The 20,850-nt window shown below is 76.1% G+C and carries 12 protein-coding genes; 8 read left to right on the top strand and 4 right to left on the bottom strand.

Translation table 11 applies throughout. The annotated features are described in order from the left end of the window. Positions 1 to 2: 2 nt before the first annotated feature. Genes ACFVSN_RS07795 through ACFVSN_RS07765 form a run of 7 tightly spaced genes read left to right on the top strand, consistent with a single transcriptional unit; the run spans position 3 to position 13,936 of the window. Positions 3 to 479 (top strand): (2Fe-2S)-binding protein, encoded by a 477-nt coding sequence (locus ACFVSN_RS07795; protein ID WP_380441153.1) that lies wholly within the window; start codon positions 3 to 5, stop codon positions 477 to 479. Beyond that, positions 476 to 2,860: a xanthine dehydrogenase family protein molybdopterin-binding subunit gene (locus tag ACFVSN_RS07790; RefSeq protein WP_380441056.1), complete on the top strand. Its 2,385-nt coding sequence runs from the start codon at positions 476 to 478 to the stop codon at positions 2,858 to 2,860. The genes ACFVSN_RS07795 and ACFVSN_RS07790 overlap by 4 nt, the downstream gene beginning before the upstream one ends. Positions 2,861 to 2,910: 50 nt before the next feature. Then, entirely contained in the window at positions 2,911 to 4,506 is a 1,596-nt protein-coding gene (gene mdlC, locus ACFVSN_RS07785) for a benzoylformate decarboxylase (protein WP_387953988.1), read from the top strand. Positions 4,507 to 4,540: 34 nt separating this feature from the next. Then, the gene (locus ACFVSN_RS07780; protein ID WP_380441052.1) at positions 4,541 to 4,822 is read left to right on the top strand and encodes a hypothetical protein; all 282 of its coding nucleotides are present in this window, start codon (positions 4,541 to 4,543) and stop codon (positions 4,820 to 4,822) included. Then, positions 4,819 to 11,310, top strand: coding sequence for a condensation domain-containing protein (locus ACFVSN_RS07775; RefSeq protein ID WP_387953986.1), 6,492 nt, complete (start codon positions 4,819 to 4,821; stop codon positions 11,308 to 11,310). Before ACFVSN_RS07780 ends, ACFVSN_RS07775 begins: the two co-directional genes overlap by 4 nt. Continuing rightward, positions 11,310 to 11,600, top strand: coding sequence for an acyl carrier protein (locus tag ACFVSN_RS07770; protein WP_387588708.1), 291 nt, complete (start codon positions 11,310 to 11,312; stop codon positions 11,598 to 11,600). Before ACFVSN_RS07775 ends, ACFVSN_RS07770 begins: the two co-directional genes overlap by 1 nt. Then, positions 11,597 to 13,936, top strand: a complete 2,340-nt coding sequence (locus ACFVSN_RS07765; RefSeq protein ID WP_387953985.1) for an amino acid adenylation domain-containing protein — start codon at positions 11,597 to 11,599, stop codon at positions 13,934 to 13,936. Before ACFVSN_RS07770 ends, ACFVSN_RS07765 begins: the two co-directional genes overlap by 4 nt. A 75-nt stretch (positions 13,937 to 14,011) precedes the next feature. Here the strand turns inward: ACFVSN_RS07765 and ACFVSN_RS07760 are convergent, their stop codons facing one another. Further along, complete coding sequence (locus ACFVSN_RS07760; protein WP_387953984.1) at positions 14,012 to 15,889, bottom strand: KedN5 family methylcobalamin-dependent radical SAM C-methyltransferase; 1,878 nt, start codon at positions 15,887 to 15,889, stop codon at positions 14,012 to 14,014. 145 nt (positions 15,890 to 16,034) lie between these two features. Here ACFVSN_RS07760 and ACFVSN_RS07755 point away from each other — a divergent pair, with 145 nt between their 5' ends. After that, positions 16,035 to 16,760 (top strand): thioesterase II family protein, encoded by a 726-nt coding sequence (locus ACFVSN_RS07755; RefSeq protein WP_380448769.1) that lies wholly within the window; start codon positions 16,035 to 16,037, stop codon positions 16,758 to 16,760. Between the two features lie 21 nt (positions 16,761 to 16,781). Here the strand turns inward: ACFVSN_RS07755 and ACFVSN_RS07750 are convergent, their stop codons facing one another. Genes ACFVSN_RS07750 through ACFVSN_RS07740 form a run of 3 tightly spaced genes read right to left on the bottom strand, consistent with a single transcriptional unit; the run spans position 16,782 to position 20,724 of the window. After that, complete coding sequence (locus tag ACFVSN_RS07750) at positions 16,782 to 18,437, bottom strand: AMP-binding protein (protein WP_387953982.1); 1,656 nt, start codon at positions 18,435 to 18,437, stop codon at positions 16,782 to 16,784. Continuing rightward, positions 18,434 to 19,672: an NAD(P)/FAD-dependent oxidoreductase gene (locus ACFVSN_RS07745; protein WP_387953980.1), complete on the bottom strand. Its 1,239-nt coding sequence runs from the start codon at positions 19,670 to 19,672 to the stop codon at positions 18,434 to 18,436. The genes ACFVSN_RS07750 and ACFVSN_RS07745 overlap by 4 nt, the downstream gene beginning before the upstream one ends. Then, positions 19,669 to 20,724, bottom strand: coding sequence for a ParB N-terminal domain-containing protein (locus tag ACFVSN_RS07740; protein ID WP_380493835.1), 1,056 nt, complete (start codon positions 20,722 to 20,724; stop codon positions 19,669 to 19,671). The genes ACFVSN_RS07745 and ACFVSN_RS07740 overlap by 4 nt, the downstream gene beginning before the upstream one ends. Positions 20,725 to 20,850: the final 126 nt, after the last annotated feature.

The raw sequence follows: 20,850 nt of genomic DNA, 5'->3' as shown, positions 1-20,850 counted from the left end.
CGATGAGCGGCACATCGATCAGCCTGAGCGTCAACGGCACCGCACACACCGCCGAGGCCGAGGACCGCACCCTGCTCAGCGACTTCCTGCGCCACGGCCTCGGCCTCACCGGCACCCACGTGGCCTGCGAGCAGGGCGTGTGCGGCGCCTGCACCGTGCTGGTGGACGGCGAACCGGTGCGCTCCTGCCTGATGCTCGCCCGCCAGGCCGACGGCTGCCGGGTGGAAACGGTCGAGGGCCTCGCCGAGGACGGCCGGCCCGCGCCGCTGCAGCAGGCGATGACCGACGAGCACGGCCTGCAGTGCGGCTTCTGCACGCCCGGCGTGCTGATGGGCCTCACCTACGCCGACCGGGCCGGCCTGAGCGCCGACCAGGCGGTGACCGAGGTGCTGCGCGGGCACCTGTGCCGCTGCACCGGCTACGCGGGCATCCGCGCCGCCATCGAGCGGCACTGGCAGGGCGAGGGGGCGACGGCATGACCGCGTCCGACGTCGGCCGCGGGGCCGGTCCCGACGCCGGCCGCATGATCGGGCGCGCCGTCCCGCGCGTGCACGCGCCCCGGCTGGTGCGCGGCCAGGGCCGCTTCGTCGACGACATCGACGACGCCGGGGCCCTGCACGCCGTCGTGCTGCGCAGCCGGGTGGCGCACGGCCGGATCACCCGGTTCGACCCGGCGGCGGCGCTGGCCGGCGGCGAGGCGCTGCTGGTGCTCGGCCCGGACGAGATCGAGCGGTTCACCGACCCGATCCCCACCGCCTGGCGGATCCCCGGCCAGCTCACCGGCACCGTGGCCCTCGGCGACCGCACCGTCCGCTACGTCGGCCAGCCGATCGGCCTGGTGGTGGCGCGCAGCCGGGCGCTCGCCGAGGACGTCGCGGAGCTGGTCGCCGTCGACATCGACCCGCTGCCCGCCGCGATCGGCCTGGCCGCCGCGCTCGCGCCGGACGCCCCGCGGCTCTACCCGGAGGCCCCCGACAACATCGGCGGGCGGATCCACTTCGGCGACGACCCGGCCGCGCTCGACGCCGTCCTCGCCGCCGCCCCGCACGTGGTGGAGCGCGAGTTCGCGGTGCAGCGGATCAACCACAGCCCGATGGAGCCGCGCGGCCTGCTCGCCGAGTGGATCCCCGCCACCGGGCGCCTGACGGTCCACAGCAGCACCCAGTCCCCGCACGCCGTCCGCCAGGAGCTCGCCACCGCGCTGCGCCTGCGGGTCGACCAGGTGCGGGTGGTGACGCCGGACGTCGGCGGGTCGTTCGGCGGCAAGGTCACCCTGTACGTCGACGAGGCGCTGGTCTGCCTGGCCGCCGTGCGGCTCGGCCGCCGGGTCAAGTGGATCGAGGACCGCACCGAGAACCTGAGCTCCTCCTACCAGGGCCGCGGCCAGCGGGCCCGCGCCCGCCTCGCCCTGGACGCGGACGGGCGCTTCCTCGCGCTCGCCGCCGAGATCACCGGGGACCTCGGCGCGTTCGCGATCCAGGCCGGCAGCGGCCCGTTCCAGGTCGCCGGGCTCGCTCTGGAGGGCCCGTACCGGTTCCCGCAGGCCGGGGCCACCATCACCACCGTCCACACCAACACCGTGCCGACCGGCGCCTACCGCGGCTACGGCATGCAGGAGGCGGCCTGGATCCGCGAACGGCTGATCGACGAGGCCGCCCGCGAGCTCGGCCACGACCCCGTCCGGCTGCGGCTGCACAACCTGCTCGGGCCGGACGAACTCCCGTACACCACGCGCACCGGGCTCACCTACGACAACGGCGACTACCCCGCCGCGCTGCGCCGCGCCGCCGAACTGGCCCGGGAGCGCGCCCGGGAGTCCACCGGGACGGTGCGCCGAGGGGTCGCGGTGACGGCCAGCGTGGAGATCACCGGCTTCGCCCCCTCCGCGCTGCTGGAACTGTTCCGGATCGACTGGGCCGGCTGGGAGAGCGCCCGGGTGCGGGTCAACCAGGACGGCACCGTCACCGTGTTCGCCGGGGTGATCCCGGTGGGCCAGGGCATCGAGACCACCCTCGCCCAGATCGTCGCGGACCGGCTCGGCGTGCCCCTGGACTGGATCGCCGTGGAGCTCGGCGACACCGCCACCGCGCCCTACTCGGACCTCACCTCGCAGGCCAGCCGCTCGGTCACGCTGGCCGGCGGGGCCCTCGTGCGGGCCGCCGGGCGGATGCGCGAGCGGATGCACGCCCTCGCCGCCGCCCACCTCGGCGCCCCGCCGGACGAAGTGGTGCTGGACGGCGCCCAGTTCCGCTGGCCGGCCGGGAACGCCACGACCGCGTGGTCCGAGGTCGCCGCCCGCGGCTGGCGGGGCTGGGGCCGGCCCGACCCGGACCGGATCCGGCTGGAGGAGAGCGTCGACTTCGACCCGCCCGCCATCACCTACTCCTACAGCGCGCACGGCGCCGCCGTCGCGGTCGACCTGGAGACCGCGGAGGTCACCGTCGAGGACTACTGGACCGTCAACGACAGCGGCGTACTGGTGAACCCGGCCATCGCCGACGGGCAGATCGTCGGCGGCGTCGTCCAGGGCCTGGGCATCGCCCTGGTCGAGGAGGCCGTGCACGACCCGGCCACCGGACGGCCGCTCGCCACCGGCTTCACCGACTACGTGCTCCCGGTCTGCGCCGACGTCCCGCCGGTCACGGTGGAGCACCGGTGCACGCCGAGCACGGTCATCCCCGGCGGCTTCAAGGGCCTCGGGGAGGGCGGGGTCATCCCCGCCCCGGCCACCGTGGCCGGGGCCGTCGCCGCCGCCGTCCCGCACATCGCCCACCGGCTGACGGCCACACCGCTCAAGCCGGAACGGATCTGGGCGGCGCTGTCGGAGGCCAAGGAGCTCTCGGAGGCCGACCGGGACTGACCCGTACGGACCGTACCGCCGCAACCCCCGACCCCGAAGGGACCACCAGCGTGCCAGCCCGTCAGGACGAGCCGACCGGCCGCCCGCCCACCGTCCGCGAGGCCACCTTCGCGCTGCTGCGGAGCCTCGGCATGACCACGGTCTTCGGCAACCCCGGCTCGACCGAGCTGCCGATGTTCCGCGACTTCCCCGCCGACTTCCGCTACGTCCTCGGGCTCCAGGAGTCCGTGGTGCTGGCCATGGCCGACGGCTTCGCCCAGGCCGGCCACCGCCCCGCCGTGGTCAACCTGCACTCCGCCGCCGGCGTCGGCCACGCGATGGGCAGCCTGTTCACCGCCTGGCGCAACCGCACCCCGCTCGTGGTCGTGGCCGGCCAGCAGGCCCGCTCGCTGCTCGGCGGGGAACCGTACCTGCTCAACGACCAGGCGGCCGAACTGCCCAAACCGTACGTCAAGTGGAGCCGCGAGCCGGCCCGTGCCGAGGACGTCCCGGCCGCCATCGCCCGCGCCTGCTACCTGGCCATGTCACCGCCCTACGGCCCGACCCTGGTCTCGGTGCCCGCCGACGACTGGGACCGGCCCTGCGAACCCGTCGAACCCCGGACGGTCTCCACCACGCTGCGCGCCGACCCCGAGGCGCTGGAACGCGTCGGCCGCGCCCTGGCCGGCGCCGCCCGCCCCGCCTTCGTGGTGGGCGCCGCCGTCGACCAGGACCGGGCGGTTCCCGACGTGGTGGAGCTGGCCGAGCGCCACGGCGCCGCCGTCTGGGCCGCGCCGATGTCCTCGCGCTGCGCCTTCCCCGAGACCCACCCGCTCTTCGCGGGCTTCCTGCCCCCGGTGCGCGAGGAGATCGTGGCCCGGCTCACCGGCCACGACCTCGTGCTGTCGCTGGGCGCACCGGTCTTCACCTACCACGTGGCGGGCGCCGGTCCGGTGCTGCCGCCCGGTACCGCGCTCCACCAGCTCACCGACGACCCGGCCACCGCCGCCTGGACCCCGGTCGGCGACGCGCTGCTCACCGGCCTCCGCCTCGGCGTGCGCGACCTGCTCGCCTTCGACCCGGCCGTCCCCCGCGAACTCCCGCCCCCGCGGCCCGCACCGGCCCCCGTCCCGGACAGCGACGTCATCACCCAGCCGCTGCTGATGCGCACCCTCGCCGACCTGCGCCCGGCCCGCAGCGTCATCGTCGAGGAAGCCCCGAGCAGCCGCCCGGTGATGTGCGAGTACCTGCCCAACGAGCGGCCCGAGAGCTTCTACACGTGCGCCAGCGGCTCGCTCGGCCACTCGCTGCCGGCCGCCGTCGGCATGGCCCTCGGCCGGCCCGACGAGCGGGTGATCGCGGTGGTCGGAGACGGCTCCGCGATGTACTCGATCCAGGCCCTGTGGTCCGCCGCCGAACTCGGCCTGCCGCTGACCGTCGTCGTTGTGAACAACGGCCGCTACGCCACGGTGGACCGCTTCGCCGACCGCTTCGGGCTCGGCAAGGCCGTCGGCACGCGGATCGGCGGCCTCGACTTCGCCGCCCTCGCCCGCGCCCAGGGCTGCGCGGCCGGCCGGGTCGAGCACCCGGCCCGCCTGGCGAGGGCCCTGCGCACCGCCCTGGCCTCGCCCCGGCCGTACCTGCTCGACGTCCGCGTCGGCGACTGAATCCCGTTTCCTTCGAGAGGGAGAGACAACCTCCATGACCCAGCGCACCGCGGAAGAGATCCGGCAGGACATCCGCGACATCGTGATCGGCATGGCGCCCGACCAGGGCCTCGCCGACCGGCCCGACCCGGAGCTGGTCGAGGAACTCGGCTACCACTCCCTCGCGTTGCTCGAACTGGCCTTCGCGCTGGAGGACGAGTACGGCCTGCCGGCGATCGACCGCGAGCGGGCCCGGCTCATCCGCCGCCTCAGCGACGTCCAGGAGTACGTGGTCGCCGAACTGGCCCGGGCCGAGGCGAGCGGGGGCGCGGCGTGATCGACGGACGGCTGCGCGCCGTGGCGGACCGCGGGCCCGGACGGGCGGCGCTGGTCTGCGGCGAGCGCCGGATCTCCCACGGCGAACTCGCCGACCGGATCGCCCGGGCGCGCGGCGGACTGCACGCGCTCGGCCTCGGACCGGACGGCCTGCTGCTGCTCGCGCTGCCCAACTGCCCCGAGTTCGTGGTCGGTTACTTCGCCACGGCGGGCATCGGCGCCCGCGTGCTCGCGCTGGACCCGGGGCTGACGGAGGCGGAGTACCGCCGGGTGCTGGCCGAGGGCCGGCCCGACGTCGTGGTCACCACGGCGGCGCTCGCCCCCCGCTGGGCCGAACTCGCCCCGGGCGCCGCCCTGGTGGTCGTCGGCGGCCCGGCGGCGGCCGGGCACTCCTTCGACTTCGACGAGCTGACGCGCGCCGACGCGCTGCCCGCCCGCCCGGCCGACCCCGACCGGGCGTGGGTGCTCACCTACTCCTCCGGCTCCACCGGCGAGCCCAAGCGGATCTGCCGCAGCCAGGACAACCAGCTGGCCGAGGCCGACCACATCATCGCCAGCGCCGCCGTCACCCCCGACGACGTCCTGCTCTGCCCCGTGCCGCTGTACCACGCGCTCGGCCAGTTCTGCTGCATGATCGTCGCCGTGCTGGCGGGCGCCACCCTCGTCCTGCCCGAGCCCTCCGGTGCGGCGGGAGCGGGCGGGCCCGACCCCGCCGACCTGCTCGCGCTCGTCGCCCGCCACCGCGTCACCGTCCTCCCGTCCGTGCCCTACCTGCTCGGCGCCCTCGCCGACTGGCCCGAGGACCGCCCCGCCGACCTCTCCTCCGTCCGGCTCTGCCTCTCCGGCAGCAACTTCCTGCCGCCCGCCGTCCGGGAGCGCTTCCTCGCCCGGTTCGGCGTCCCCGTCCGCCAGACCTACGGCAGCTCCGAGGCCGGCAGCGTCAGCTGGGACTGCGACCCCGACGGCTTCGTCCCCGAGTCCGTCGGCCGCCCCCTGCACGGGGTGCGCGTCGAGGTGCTGGACGAGCACGGCCGCGCCCTGCCGACCGGCAGCACCGGCGAGATCGCCGTCACCAGCCGCTCCGTCATGCTCGGCGAACTCGCCCCCGGCGGCACCCTGCTGCGCCCCGGCCCCGGGCGCTACCTCACCGGCGACCTGGGCCGGCTCGACGAGGACGGCCGCCTCCACCTCACCGGCCGCAAGCGGATCCTGGTCGACACGGGCGGGCACAAGGTCAACCCCGTCGAGGTCGAGGAGGTCCTGGAGGCGCACCCGGCGGTCCGCGCGGCGGCCGTGGTGGGCGTCCCCCTGGCCGGCGGCGGCGACCTGCTCGTCGCCGCCGTCGTACCGGGCGACGACGGCCCGGTCCCCGCCGAGGAGTTGCGCGCGCACTGCCGAGCCCGCCTCGCCGGGCACAAGGTCCCCGCGCGCTTCGAGACCGTCGACGGCCTGCCGCGCACCGAACTCGGCAAGCTCCGCCGGGGCCGCCTGGCCGCCGAACTCGCCGCCCTCGTGGACGCCGACGCGGACCGCCCGGCCGCCGGGATCCGGCACGAACCCGACCCGCGCCGACGCGCCCGCCTCCTCACCGAACACCTCCGCCGACGCGCCGCCGACCTGCTGGCCGTCCCGCCCGAGCGGCTCGACCCGGCCGCGCCGCTGCACGCCCAGGGCCTCGACTCGCTGGCCGCGCTGCGCCTCAAGATGGCCGTCCAGGACGACCTGCGCCGCACCGTCGGCCTGCCCGAACTCCTCGGCGGCGCCAGCCTCGACACCCTCGCCCGCCGCCTCGCCGAGGACACCGCCGGGCCCACCGAGGCGCTCGTCGTCCGCGGGCCCGTCGTCGGCGAGTTCCCGCTCTCCCACAACCAGTCCGCGATCTGGCACGCCGACCAGCTCGTCCCGGAGGCCGCCGCCTACAACCAGAGCTTCGCGGCCCGGATCACCTCGCACTGCGACCCCGCGGCCCTGCGCCGCGCCTTCCAGGCCCTCGTCGACCGCCACCCCGCCCTGCGCACCACGTTCGCGCTGCGCGACGGCCGCCCGGTCCAGCGCGTCGCCGAGCACGCGGACGTCGACTTCGCGGTGCTCACCGTCCCCGCCGACTGGCCCGACCGGACGGAGCAGCTGAGCGCGACGGCGTTCCGCCCCTTCGAGCTCGACCGCGAGACTCCGCTGCGCGTCCGGCTGCACCTCGGCGCCGCCGACGGCCCGGTCCTGCTCGTGACGGTGCACCACATCGCCACCGACTTCTGGTCCACCGTCGCCCTCCTGCGCGACCTCGCCGCCGCCCACGCCGCCGACGGCGAGCTGTACCGGCCCGCGCCCCGGCACGGCTACACCGACTACGTCCGCTGGCAGGCCGAGACCCTCGCCGGCCCGGCGGCCGAACGCGACCGGGCGTACTGGCGCGACCTCCTCGCCGACCCGCCGCCCGCCCTCGAACTCCCCGCCGACCGGGCCCGCCCGGTGGTCCAGAGCCAGCGCGGCGCCCTCCACGTCCACGAGTTCGACCAGCCGCGGGTCAAGGCCCTGCAGGACTTCGCCCGCCGCCACGGCAGCACCGTCTACACCGTCCTCCTCGCCGCCTTCCAGGGCTACCTCCACGCCTGGACCGGCGAGCGCGACATCGCCGTCGCGACCATCACCACCAACCGCCAGCGCTCCGAATTCGCCGACGTGCTCGGCTACTTCGTCAACCCGGTGGTGTGCCGCACGCAGGTGGACCCGCAGCTCCCGTTCACCGACCTGCTCGCCTCGGCGGGCCGCGGGCTGCTGGCGGGTCTGGAGCACCAGCAACTGCCCTTCGCGACGGTCGTGGAGCAGCTGGCCGCCGAACACCCCGGCCGCCGGCGCGACCGCAGCCGGACGCCGCTGGTGGAGATCGGCTTCGGCCAGAACAAGGCCCAGGACGGCGGGATGCTCGCGGTGAGCCGCTTCCTGTCCGGGGCCGGCCAGGAACTGCGGCTGGGCTCGCTCGCGCTGGAGTCGCTCCCGCTGCGACGGCGCGGTGTCGTCTACGACTTCTCCGGCGCGGTCCACGAGTCCGCGGACTCGGTGGCGATCGCCTGGGAGTACAACACCGACCTCTACGAGGCGGCCACGGTCGAGCGGTTCGCCGCCCGGTTCGAGGAGTGGGTGGGGCGGCTCCTGGAGCGGCCGGAGCTGCCGCTGGCGGAGCTGGACGCGGGTGGCGGGGCGGTGGCGCCGTTCGCCGGCCCGGCCGCCGGAGCCCCGGCCACGGGTGGCCCGGCGGTGCGGCCGGTGCGGCCGTCGGCGGGGGACGCGCCGGAGGGAGGGCCGGTCGACGATCCGGTCGCGCCCGCCGCCAGGCAGGTCGCCGGTCGCGGCCCTCGGCCCGATCGCACCGCTCCGGCCGGCCCGCCGCCCGCGCTGCCGCAGGCGATCGGCGACCTGGCGCGCGCCCATCCGGGCCGGACCGCTCTGGTGGCGGGCGCCGACACGCTGACGTACGGGCAGGTGTCCGACCGGGCCGGGGAGCTGGCCGCCCGGATCGCCGCGCTGGGCCTGGCTCCGGGCGCCCGCGTCCTGCTCCGGCTTCCCGGGCGGCCCGCGGACCTGCTGGCCGCCGGGCTGGCCGTGCTGTGGTGCGGCGCGGTCGCCGAGCCGCTCGACACGGCCGCCGAGGTCCGTGCGGCGTGCGCGGACGCGGCCCTGCTGATCACCACGGCGGAGGGCCGTGCCGAACTCGGCGCGCTGCCCGTGCCGGTGCTCTGCCCGGAGGCGCCGGGCGAAGCCGGCCGGGTCGAACCGGTCCCCGTCGGGCCGGGCGATCCCGCGCTGGTGCTCAACACGTCCGGCGTGACCGGCGAGCCCAGGGCCGTGGTGCAGCCGCACGGCGCGCTGGCCGCCTGGGCGCACTGGCTCGCCGGACAGTGCGGGCCCGGCGGTCGCGTCCTCGTCCACGGAGGGCCGGGCGCCGACCAGGTGCTGGCCAGGTCGCTCGCGGCGCTCGCCGCGGGCGGCACCGTGGTGGTCGCCACCTCCGGCGAGCTGTCCCCGCTCCTGTGCGGCACCGATTCCTTCGACCTCGTCACCGTCACCCCGTCCGAGCTCTCCGCGCTCCTCCCCGGCCTCGCCGCGTCCGGCCGCGAGCCGGCCGTGCGCACGCTCCTCGTCACCGGGGAGCCGCTCACCCCCGCGGTGGCCGCGCGGTGGCGGGCGGTGAGCCCCGGTTCCCGGCTGCTGCACGGCTACGGCGGTGCGGAGACCGCGCCCGTCGTCTGTGCCCGCGAGGTCGTCGCCGACGACCTGCCCGCGACCGACCCCTTCCGGCCGCTGCCGGTCGGGCGGGCCCTGGACGGGATGGCCGCCCGGGTGCTCGACGACGTCGGCCGTCCGACCCCGCCCGGGGTGTCCGGCGAGTTGTGGGTGACGCGCTTCGGGGGCGACGAGCCCGTCCGCACCGGCGACCTCGCCTGCCGACTGCCCGACGGCGGGATCGTCGTGCTGGGCCGCGCCGCCGATCTCACCCGGCGCAACGGCTACCTGGTTCCGCCCGGCCGGGTGGAGGCCGCCTTGCTGGGGCTGCCCGGGGTGCTGGGCGCCGTCGCCGTGACGGAGGACGCCGACCTCGTCGCCCGGGTGGCCGTCGGGCGGTCGACGCCCCGTCTGCGGGAGGCGCTGCGCGAGCTCCTGCCCGAGTACCTGCTGCCCGCCGAGGTGCTGCTGACCGACCGCCTGCCCGCCGCCCGGAACGGCAAGACCGCCCGCACCGGCCCGGCGCCGGCCGCGCAGCCCCGGATCGAGGAGCCCCGGATCGAGGAGCCGGACCGCCCGGCCGGCCCGACGGACCCGGTGGAGGCCGTCCTCGCCGCGATCTGGGCCGAGGTGCTGGGCGTCGCCGAAGTCGGCCCCGAGGACGACTACTTCGATCTCGACGGCGACTCGATCACCAGCATGAGCATCGTCTCCCGGGCCGCCGAGGCCGGTCTGCGGCTCACGCCCCGGCAGATCTTCACCCACCCCACCGTGCGCGAACTCGCCGCCGTGGCCGAACGGGCGGCAGCACCCGGGCCCGCCGCCCCGGTGTCGCCGGACGGCCCTGCGGAGGTGCCACTCGCGCCCGTCCAGCAGTGGTTCCTCGACCTGCCGCTCGTCCGGCCGCAGCACTGGAACCAGACACTGCTGCTGCGCGCCGCCCCAGGCCTGGACGCGGACCTGCTGCGCCGCGCCCTGCTCGCCGTCGCCGCGCACCACCCGGCGCTGCGCTTCCGCTACCACCGCGACGAGGACGGCTGGCACCAGACCGCCCGGCCCGACGCCGAGCCGGTCCGCGTCATCGACGCGACCGGCACGGGCGCCGATCCGGAGAGCGCCGCCGTCCGCGCGCAGGCCGAACTGGACCTGGCCGACGGGCCGTTGTTCGCCGCCGTGCTCCTTCCCGCGAGCGAGGAGCCCGGCCTGCGCCTCCTCCTCACTGCGCACCACCTCGTCGTCGACTTCGTCTCCTGGCAGATCCTGCTGGACGACCTCGGCCGCGCCTGCGAGCAACTGCTCGCGGGCGAGGAGGTGCACCTGCCCCCGCTCACCACCCCCTTCGCCGAGTGGACGACCCGGCTGCACGCCCACGCCGACTCGCCCGCCGTCCGGGCCGAACTGGAGCGCTGGAGCGGCCCGGCCGCCCGGCCGGTCGCCCGCCCCGACGCGGGCGCGGAGGGCCAGGCCGCGCTCGCCGAGGCCGCGTTGCCCGCGGAGGCGACGGCCGCGCTGCTGGCCGCGACCGGCGGCCGCGGGCGCGACCGTGCGCAGGACGTGCTGCTCGCCGCCGTCGCCCAGGCGGTCGCCGAGTGGACGGGGGAGCGCGAGGTGGTGCTGGACGTCGAGACGCACGGCCGGGCCGACCTGTTCCCGGAGGTCGACCTCAGCCGCACCGTCGGCTGGTTCACCGCCGTCCACCCGGTGACGGTCGCACCGGACCGGTCGCCCGGGGAGGCCGGCGAGGTCGGGGAGGCCAGGGAGACTGGGGAGACTGGGGAGACTGGGGAGACTGGGGAGACTGGGGAGGCCGGCGCCGCCGCCACCTACCGCACCGTCCGCGCGCTGCTGGCCAGGCTGCCCGCCGAGGGCCTCGGCCACGGCCTGCTCCGCCACGCCGCGAGCGATCCCGCGGTGCGCGCCCGGCTGGCCGCGCGCCCGCCCGCCACCGTCAACGTCAACTACCTGGGCCGCGCGGGCCGTCTGGTCGGCGGCGGCGCGCCCGCCGAGGGCCGGGTGCTGACCCCGCTGCCGCTCGCCGGCACCGGCGACCGCGGCCCCGACAACCCGCGCCCCTACCCGCTGGAGGTCAGCGCCCTGCTGGTCGACGACCGGCTGCTGGTGCGGGTGCGCCACAACGCCGTCGCTCACCCGCAGACCGACGTCCAGCGGCTGCTCGACCGCGTCCTGACCGGCCTGACGGCCATCGTGTCCACGCTCGCGACGGTCCCCGCCGCGGACCGCGCGCACCCACTCGCAGGAGGCCAGTAGTGTCAACAGCCCACCCTCTTCTCCCCTCCGCCACCGCCCTGGTCCGGGCCGGCTGGGCGGCCGCGCTGGGGCGCGACGACTTCGGTGACGAGGACGACTTCTTCGCGGTCGGCGGCCACTCGCTGCTGGTCGCCCGGATCATGGCCGGCATCGGCCGGCAGGTCGGCACCCGCCTGCCGCTGCGGATGTTCTTCGACCACCCGACCGTCTCCGACCTCGCCGGAGCGCTCACGGCCCGGGGGCTCGTCCCCGGCGAGGACCGCGAGGAGAAGGGGGCCGGCGCGTCATGACCGGACCGGACCGCCTCCTGCCCCCGCCGCAGTGGTTCGCCACCGCCCGTCCGTTCCCCGACACCGCGACCGTCCCCGACCTGCTGCGGGCCGCCGCCCGGGCCCACCCCGACCGGCCCGCCCTGGTGGCGAGCGACGGCACCGCCCTGACCCACGGCGAACTCGACGCCTGGACGGACCGGCTGGCCCGCCTGCTGGCCGAGCGCGGCATCGGCCGCGGCTCGTACGTGGCGCTGTACGCCGACCGCACCCCGTCGGCCGCCGCCTCCCTGGTGGCGGTGCTCAAGGCCGGCGCGGCGTACGTGCCGATCGACCCGGCCTGGCCCCGGGCCCGCGCCCTCGAACTCCTCACCGACCTCGGCGTGAGCTGCGTCGTCGCCGGCCGCGCCCGCCTCAAGGCCGTCCAGGAACTGCGCTGGGACGCGCCCTCGGTGCGCGAGGTGATCTGCCCCGAGATCACCGCGAAGGACACCTGGGCCGAGGTGCTGGACCGCGAGATGGTCGAGGAGTTCTTCGACTTCCTCTCCGGCGAGCCCGACCCGCTGGAGGCGGCCGGCTTCAACCTCCGCCGCTCCGAACGCCCCTACCGGCCGGGCGACGTGACCGGCTACCGCGACCACGTCGGGCGGCTGGGCCGCGAGGCGGCCGGCGAGGGCGCCCGGATCCTGGAGGTCGGCTGCGGCTCCGGCCTGATCACGGAGGCGCTGGCGCCCACCGCCGCCCGCTACGTGGCGGTCGACCCGTCCTCGGTGGCCGTCGCCCGCAACCTGGCCGCGGCGGCCGCGGGCGGCTACGCGGCGGAAGGCGCGGTCTGCTACGCCCACGAGGTGCCGCAGGCCGTGTCCGGAACCTTCGACCTGGCGATCATGGCGAGCACCGTCCAGTTCCTCCCGGACCTGGACTACTTCCTGGAGACCCTCCGGGGCCTGCTGCCGATGCTCCGCCCCGGCGGCACCCTGCTGCTGGCCGACCTCATCGACCCCGGCCTGGAGGCCCACGCGGGCCTGCGGATCCCGCCCGCCCTGCTGGAGCGGCTCCCGCAGTTCCTGCCGCCGGTCGCCGGGGTCGAGGTGCGCCGCCGCCGCGCGGAGGACTTCGCCGGCGAACTCTCCCACCGCTACGACGCGTTCATCACCGTGGGGGAGGGCGCGGCACCCGCCGTGCGGCCCGGCCGGGTGTGGACCGGCGCCGACATCGAGGCCAGGCCCGCCGGAGCGCTGCCGCCCGGCACCGTCACCGCGGACGACCTCGGGTACGCCGTGTTCACGTCCGGCTCCACCGGCAAGCCCAAGGGCGTCATGGTCCAGCACCGCCCGGTCGTCAACCTGATCGACTGGCTGAACCGGACCTGGGCGGTCGGGCCCGGGGACCGCATCCTCGCGGTCGCCTCCTTCTGCTTCGACCTGTCCGTCTACGACCTCTTCGGGGTGCTCGCGGCGGGCGGCTCGGTGCACCTGGCGACCCAGCCCGAGATCGCCGAACCCGAGGTCCTGATCGACCTCCTGGAGGCCGAGCCGATCACCCTGTGGGACTCGGCACCGGCCGCGCTCGCGATGCTGACCCCCTTCCTCGACGGACGGCCCGCCGACGGCCTCCCCGCCGAGGCGCGCGGCTCGCTGCGCCTGGTGCTGCTGAGCGGCGACTGGGTGCCGCTCACGCTCCCCGACGAGATCCGCACGGCCTTCCCCCGCGCCGAGGTCGTGGCCCTCGGCGGTGCCACCGAGTGCACGGTCTGGTCCAACGCCTTCCCGGTGGGCGAGGTGGACCCGGCCTGGCCGAGCATCCCGTACGGCCGTCCGATGGCCAACGCCCGCTACCACGTCCTGGACGCCGCCCTGCGGCCCCTGCCCGTGGGGGAGCCGGGCGACCTCTACATCGCCGGGGCCTGCGTCGCGGCGGGCTACGCGGGCCGGGCCGCGCTGACCGCCGCGTCCTTCCGTCCCGAACCCGGCTCGCCGGAGCCCGGCGGGCGGATGTACCGCACCGGCGACCGCGCCCGCTGGCTGGCCGACGGCAACCTGGAGTTCCTCGGCCGGCTGGACGAGCAGGTGAAGGTGCGCGGCCACCGGATCGAACTCGGCGAGGTCCAGCACGCCCTGCACCAGTGCCCGGGGGTGCGCGCCGCGCTCGTCACCACGGTGGACCGGCCCGGCGGCCGGGACCTGGTCGCCTTCTACGTGCCGGCGGCCGACGGGCCGGCCCCCGAGGAGGCCAGGGCGCACCTCCTCGCCCGGCTGCCCGCGCACCTGGTGCCCGCGCGGGTGCTGGCGGTGGACGCGTTCCCGGTGCGCGACACCGGCAAGGTGGACCGGGCGGCGCTGCTGCGGCTGCTCTGACGCCTTGAGCGGGAACGCCGGAACGGGCGGTGGCGGGAGATCCCCGCCACCGCCCGTTCCGTCGTGCGGGGCCCGTCAGAACGCCGCCCCGGCCGGCCGGGGCTCGCCCATGAAGTGGACGATCTCCTCGTGGTTCGTGGAGCGCACCGCGTTCAGCGCGCCGCTGCGGTAGTAGAGGTCCAGGCAGGTCGGGTCCGGGCCGAGGTCCGGCTCCTGCCCGGCCCGCATCAGGGCCAGCGCCGCCGGGACGTTGTGGCTGAACGTCACCCCGGCCCGCCGGAAGTAGCCGCGGTCCGCCACCTCCTCGACCAGCGCCTCCTGGTCCGCCACGACCGGCTGGGTCAGCAGGTCGTAGCGGAACACCTCGTCCAGGAACGCCCGGTGCTCCGCGCCGAGCCGGGGGCTCACCGCCTCGCCCCACCAGCGTTCGAGCGCCGTGCGGCCCGCCTGCTCGGTGAACAGGTAGCCGATCGCCGCCGCGTAGGCGGGGGCGCCGCCGCCGTGCGCCCGCGAGGCCGCCTCGCGCAGCGGCGCGGCCTCGGGGGCCGGGGTGGTGTCGATCCAGTCGGCCAGGCTGTCGAGGACCTCGGACTGGGTCCACCCGGCCAGCCGCCGCAGCGGCAGCCAGCAGTGCCGCAGCACGGCGTTCTCGGCCACCACCCGGGCCCAGAACAGGAACCGCTGCATCCGGGCGTTGTCCTCGAAGGTCATGGTGCGGTGCGCCAGCACGTACTCGAAGTCGTCGTGGTCGCCGCGCAGCGCGACGATCCCGTGGACCTCCTTCTGCTCGGAGTACTCCGTGTTGGGCAGCAGCATGATCGGGTAGACGGCGATCCGCGAGACGTGCTCGGCGAGTTCGTCGTAGCCGCGCAGGAAGGACTCGACGGTCTCGCCCGGTGCGCCCCAGATCAGCTCGGCGTAGCAGTCCAGGCCCTCGCGCCCGAGCCACTCGACGAGCTCCCGCCAGTCGTTGACCTTCATGTTGCGCCGGCGCATCGAGTCCAGGGCGTCCGGGCTGAGCGACTGCAGGGCGAGGGTGAACGAACTGCGCAGGCCGGCCTCCTTCATCCGCCGCACGATCTCGTAGAACACCTTCGACTTGTTCTTCGCCCAGGAGGTCTCGAAGGCCCGGGGAAATCCCAGCCGGCGATTGATGGAAATGAGGTCCTCGACCAGTTCGAGGTCGATCGGCAGCATCCCGAAGTTCGCGTCGCAGGCCACCACGGTGTGCACGCCGAGTTTGCCGAAGAGTTCGAGTTCGGCGCGCAGCCGCTCGCGCGAGAAGGCCCGCACGCGCTGGCCGACGGCGCCGCCCCAGTAGCAGAAGGCGCATTTGTACGGGCAGCCCCGGTTGGTCTCGATCAGGGCGACGTCGTAACGGAAGTTCCCGGCCTCGTCGAGCAGGTCGATCGCGCCGGTCAGGAAGGGCGAGGGAATGATGTCGAGGTTCTCGATCCGGGGCCGGTCCGGCGTGGTCACGACGGTGCCGTCGGGGCGCCGGAAGGATATTCCGGCGATGTCGTCGAGCTCGTGCCGGGAGCGGCCGTCGCGGCGGGCCCTGACCAGCTCGGGGAAGGTCAGCTCGCCCTCGCCGTTGACGATCACGTCGACCTCCGGGTGGAGCCGGAACACCCGCTCCGCCTGGCCGCTGACGTGCGTGCCGCCGAACACCGTCCAGCCGTCGGGCTGCAGTTGGCGGTAGGTCGCGGCGAGCGCCCCGAAGGCCCGCACGTTCCAGCCCAGGACGGAGAAGCCGACGAGGTCGGGGAGCTCCTCGCGGAACAGCCGGTGGGCCATCTCCCCGTGCGTCACGCGGCCCCGGAAGTTGCAGATCTCGACCGCCGTCCCGGACCGGAGTCCGGGGTCCTCCAGAATCATCGCCTTCAGGTATCCGGAGGCCAGCGGCATGGATTCCAGCGGCATGTCCCAGACGCCCTGCTGAACGAGTGCCACCCTGAGCTGAGGACCATGCATTCAGCGCTCCAATTCTCCACGTCGAATGGTTCGGGAGAAAGTCTGACGGTCCACGGAGGAAGGGTAAAGCGGCGTTTGGCCGGAACGCGGACAGCGGGCGCCGGAGATGCCTATCATGCCGTCCATGGCAAAATATCGATGGCTGGTGGAGATATCCGGGCAGGACTCCGCCGCGACGGTGCTGTACGCGTTCCCGCACGCCGGTGCGGGCGCCGCCGCGGTCAAGCCGCTGTGCCGGGGGCTGGGCGACGCCTGCCGGGCGGTGGCGGTGCGGCTGCCCGGGCGCGAGTCGCGGATGGACGAGGAGCCGTACACCGAGCTCGGCCCCCTGTGCGACGGCCTCGCCGAGCAGGTCGCCGCGCACGCCGACGGGCGCCGGGTGGTGTTCTACGGCCACTGCGGCGGCGCGGTGTTCGCCTACGAGACGGCCCGCCGGCTGCCCCCGGGGCTGCTGTCGGGGCTGGTCCTCTCGGCCCAGCAGGCGCCGGACCGGATCCCCCCGGTGCACACCTGGCGGCTGCCCGACGACGAGTTCCTGGCCCAGGTGGCGCGGGACGGCTACCTGCCCGAGGCGGTCCTCGGCCAGCCCGAGCTGCGGGAGCTGGTCCTGCCCGCGCTGCGGGCCGACTACGAGGCCATCGAGCGGCACGAGTTCGCGGTCGACCCGATCGGGGCGCCGGTGCTCGCGCTGCTCGGCGAGGCGGACCACTCGGTGGCGGAGGAGGACGTGGCGGCCTGGTCGCGCTTCACCACCGGCGGGTTCCGGCTCGGCCTGCTGCCCGGCGGGCACAACCTGCTGCTGGAGGACCCGGGCGCGGTGGCGGCCGTGCTGCGGGCCGAACTCGGCTGAGGAGCGCAGGTGGTGGGCCGGTCATGCGCGCCGGGTGCCCGCTGTGCCGCCCACCACCCGCCCGCCCAGCGTGCCGGCCGCGAAGGCCTCCCACATCGGCCGTCGCCGGGGCTTGCCGCTGGACGTGCGGCGGATCAGCCCGGACGGACCGGCCACCACCACGACCTCGGCGCCGTCGAGCCCGCGCCGCAGCCGCTCGACGGCCGTCGCCACCCAGGCCCCCTCCCGGCCCTCGACCACCGCCACGGCGGTGTCGACGCCGTCGAGGGCGCCCAGCAGCACGGCCGGGCGGCGGTGCCGCAGCTCCGCGACGCCCGCCAGCACCGCCTCCAGGTCCTCGGCGAAGACGGTGCGGGCCCGCTGCTTCAGGCTGTCCCCGAGGCGGCCGAGGACGTAGAGCCGGCCCTCGTGCAGGAAGCCGCTGTCCCCGGTGCGGAGCCCGGTGGGGTCGAAGGCGGCGGCTCCGAGGTAGCCGTCGGCGATCGAGGACCCGGCGCAGACGATCTCGCCGACCCGGCCCGGCGGCAGCTCCTCGCCCCGGTGGTCGACGATGCGGATCCGGCCGTCCGGCAGCAGCGGGCCTCCGCAGCCGACGAGTTCGAGGCGTCGGTCCGGCGGGGTGCCGGGAGCGGCCGGCCGGACCGGCTCGCCCGTCCGCAGCGCGCTCCGGTCCACTCGCAGGGTGGTCGGCTCCTCGGCCAGCGGCACGCCGGTGACGGCCAGGGTGGCCTCGGCGAGTCCGTAGGCCGGCAGCATCGACGCGGCGCGGAACCCGTGCGGCGCGAGCAGCTCCACGAAGCCGGACAGGATGGCCGGATCGATCCGCTCGGCACCGGTGATGACCGCCCGCCACCGCCCGAAGTCCAGCCCCGCCAGCGCCTCCGGCCGGACCCTGCGCAGCACGTGGGCCAGCCCGAACGCGGGCGCCGCCGTGAGCCGCGCGCCGTGCTCGCCGAAGCAGCGCAGCCAGGCGAGCGGTGAGCGGACGAAGTCCTCCGGGCGCAGCACCCACAGGTCGGCGCCGGTGGTGACCGGGGTGAGCAGGCAGCCGACGAGCCCCATGTCGTGGTGGAACGGCAGCCAGGTGGCGGTGGGGTCGTCCGGTCCCATGCGCAGCCACTGCCGGACGGCGGCCAGGTTCGCCTCCAGGGCCCGCGCGGAGACCACGACCGCGCGGGCCGGCCCGCTGGAGCCGGAGGTGAACTGGACGAGCGCGGTCGCGGGCGTCCCCACAGGAGCAGCGTCGGCGGCGCACCCGTCGGGCCATGCGGCGGCGAGGTCGAGCACGGGGGCGGCGGTGGTGGGCGGACCGAGGCCCGCCGTTTCGGCGCCGGTCAGGATCACCGCCGGTCGTAGGACGGCGAGTCGGGCGGTCAGCCCGTCGCGGTAGGCGGCGTCGTCCTGGAAGGTCGCCGGCGGCGCCAGCGGCGCCGGCACCGCTCCGCACAGCAGCGCGCCGAAGAAGGCCGCGACGAACTCCGGCCCGGAGCCGAGCACCAGGGCCACCGCCCGGCCGGGCCGCACGCCGGCCGCCCGCAGCCGCCGGGCCACCGCGTGAGCGGCGGCCGCCAGTTCGGGGTACGGGTGCCGCGTCCACGTGCCGTCCGGCCGGAGTACGCGGATGCCGCGGTCCGGGTCCGGTGCGTCCAGCCAGTCGAGCAGCCCGCGCGCCGTCACCGGGTGCCCGTGGCGGTGCGGGGGAGGAGCTCGTCCAGGCGGCGGGCCCCGGCGAAGACGCCGAGCAGCCGGCCGGCCGCGACCGGGTCCTCCCTCGCCTGCCGCACGGCCGAGGTCAGGTGCTCGTCCGCCCCGGTCAGCGCGGCCTGGCGGCACGCGAACTCGAACATCGCGGCGGAGCCCGCGTCCCGCCGGGCCTGGTAGCGGGCGAGGGCGCGGTCCGGCGGCAGCTTCCCGGTGAGGGCGTCGTGCAGGGCGGTGGCGAGGTTCTCGGCGTCGGTGAAGGCGTCGGAGATGCCGCGCGCGGCGATCGGGTCCTTGTGGTGGCCGGCGTCGCCGGCCAGGGCCCAACCGGGGCCGTGCGACTGGCGGTAGTAGTTGCGCAGGCCGGCGGCGCCGCGCACCGGGCCGGCGAGGCGGGCCGCGGCGATCCGTCCGGCGGCGCCGGGGAAGCCCGCGAGCGCGTCGAGGTAGCCGCGCCGCCGGTCGCGCCCCCAGGCGCGGAACGCCTCGCGGCGCAGGCTGAGCGCGACGACGGTGCGGCCCTCGTGGGTGGGCCACATGGACAGGCCGCTGCCCGGCCGGAAGTGCGCCTCGACGCCGTCCACCGCAAGCCCGGTCCAGTAGGCGTAGGCGGTCGCGGCGAGCGGGCCGCGGTCGACTAGCACGGGGGCGTCGACGGCGCGGGCGACGGTCGAGTTGCGGCCGTCGGCCCCGACCACGACCTTCGCCCGGACGGTGAACCGGCCGCCGTCCGCGGTCCCGGCGAGCACGCCGGTGACGGGACCGTCGTCCGCCTCGCGCAGCACGTCCAGCACGGTGACGCCCTCGCGCAGTTCGGCCCCGGCCGCCCGGGCCGCGTCGGCGAGCAGCCGGTCCAGGACGGTGCGGCGCGGCGCGTAGGTGACGGCCGGGCCGGTGGCCGCGTCGTCGGAGGTCGGCGCGCCGCTCAGGGCGAGACCGCCGAAGTCCAGGCTGATCCGCTCCAGGGGTGGGCAGCCGGTGTCGGCGAGGGCGTCCAACAGGCCCCAGCGGGCGAGGCGTTCGACCCCGGGCCGCTGCACCCAGTGGGTGGACATGGTGTCGCTGGGGAAGCGGTCGCGCTCCAGCACCAGGACCCGGTGGCCCTGCCGGGCGAGCAGCATGGCCAGCGGGGAGCCCGTGCAGCGGGCGCCGACCACGACCACGTCGACCTCGGTTCCGGGGGACGGCGGCTGCGCCGCGGCGGTGTTCAACTGACGCTCGTCCGCGCTTGAACCGGCCCGGCGGCCCGCGGTGCGTCGCCCCGCTGGAGGCTGTCGGCCAGCGACTGGAGGATCCCGGCGCAGCCGTGGCTGAGCTCGACCACGGACACCAGGCAGTGCGCGGGCAGGCGTTGGGCGATCTCCTGCTGCTCGCGGACCACCGCGTGGCAGGCGTCGAACATCCGCAGCAGCGTGCGGCCCGTCTCGTTGAAGCGCAGGGACGGGTCCTTGCGCAGCCGGTCGAACAGCCCGGCCAACTCGGCCGGGGACTTGGGCTCCTGGCGCTGCGCCGCGGGCTCGCGCGGCGGTGCGTTCCGCTCGGCGCCGCCGCCGCGGCGCCGGGCCGGCACCGGGTCCTCGCCGCGGCGCAGCCGGTCGCGGACGTCGGCCGCGGTGGCCGGGGAGATGCCGGCCTCCCTGGCTATCTGGCGCAGCGAGGCCTGGGGGTTGCTGGCGATCAGTTCGACGGCGCGTTCCCGCCCCTGGGAGCAGTCCAGCGGCCGGGAGCGGCCGTCGCGGCCGATCCGGCTGGTGAGCTTGGGCAGGTGGGAGACCTGCTCCTGGCGCAGCTCGGCGACCTTCTTGGCGGACAGCCCGGCGACGGAGGCGACCATCCGGTCCGACCAGGCGGGGTGGGTGGCGAAGATCCGCCGGGCCGCCGAGCTGCGGTCGGCCAGCGAGAGCGGCAGCCCGTGCTTGATGTTGGCGGCCACCGAGAGCAGGAAGACGTCGGCCTCGCTGCCCTGGAAGAAGCGGACCTCGATCTCCTGCTGGCCGCGCAGCTCCGCGGCCCGCAGCCGGTGCATGCCGTCGACCACCCGCATCGACGGCTGGTGCACCAGGATCGGCGGGTGGGTGGCGTCGGAGGCGGCGAGCAGCCGCACGTGCTCGCCGTCCTCGCCCTCCAGTCTGGGCGAGTCGGCGTCGAGGAGCACCCGGATCGGCACGACGGTGACGGCGGACCGCTGCAGCTTGTCGTGCCGGAGCGACAACAGCAGTGAGGTGGGATCGCCGACGTGACAGAAAGGCTGAGTCGTGCTCATCTCGACGCTACTCCCCGTGTGTGACGGAACCGTTGTCCGGGAACGCGCGCCTGGGTCGGCTCAGGCGGTAACGTTCCCGAAGTCGTTGAGGTTCAGCGGATTTTCCAATTTCTGGGGCGACCCGTG

The sequence above is a fragment of the Kitasatospora sp. NPDC057904 genome, assembly GCF_042887925.1.
Taxonomy (GTDB): Bacteria; Actinomycetota; Actinomycetes; order Streptomycetales; family Streptomycetaceae; genus Kitasatospora.
This window is presented reverse-complemented; position numbering and strand designations above follow the sequence as displayed.

Bases quoted from the DNA above. Each gene is read 5' to 3' on its own strand.
- ACFVSN_RS07740 (WP_380493835.1), bottom strand. From the start codon at position 20,724: ATGAGCACGACTCAGCCTTTCTGTCACGTCGGCGATCCCACCTCACTG.
- ACFVSN_RS07755 (WP_380448769.1), top strand. From the start codon at position 16,035: ATGGCAAAATATCGATGGCTGGTGGAGATATCCGGGCAGGACTCCGCC.
- ACFVSN_RS07790 (WP_380441056.1), top strand. From the start codon at position 476: ATGACCGCGTCCGACGTCGGCCGCGGGGCCGGTCCCGACGCCGGCCGC.
- ACFVSN_RS07795 (WP_380441153.1), top strand. From the start codon at position 3: ATGAGCGGCACATCGATCAGCCTGAGCGTCAACGGCACCGCACACACC.
- ACFVSN_RS07780 (WP_380441052.1), top strand. From the start codon at position 4,541: ATGACCCAGCGCACCGCGGAAGAGATCCGGCAGGACATCCGCGACATC.
- ACFVSN_RS07765 (WP_387953985.1), top strand. From the start codon at position 11,597: ATGACCGGACCGGACCGCCTCCTGCCCCCGCCGCAGTGGTTCGCCACC.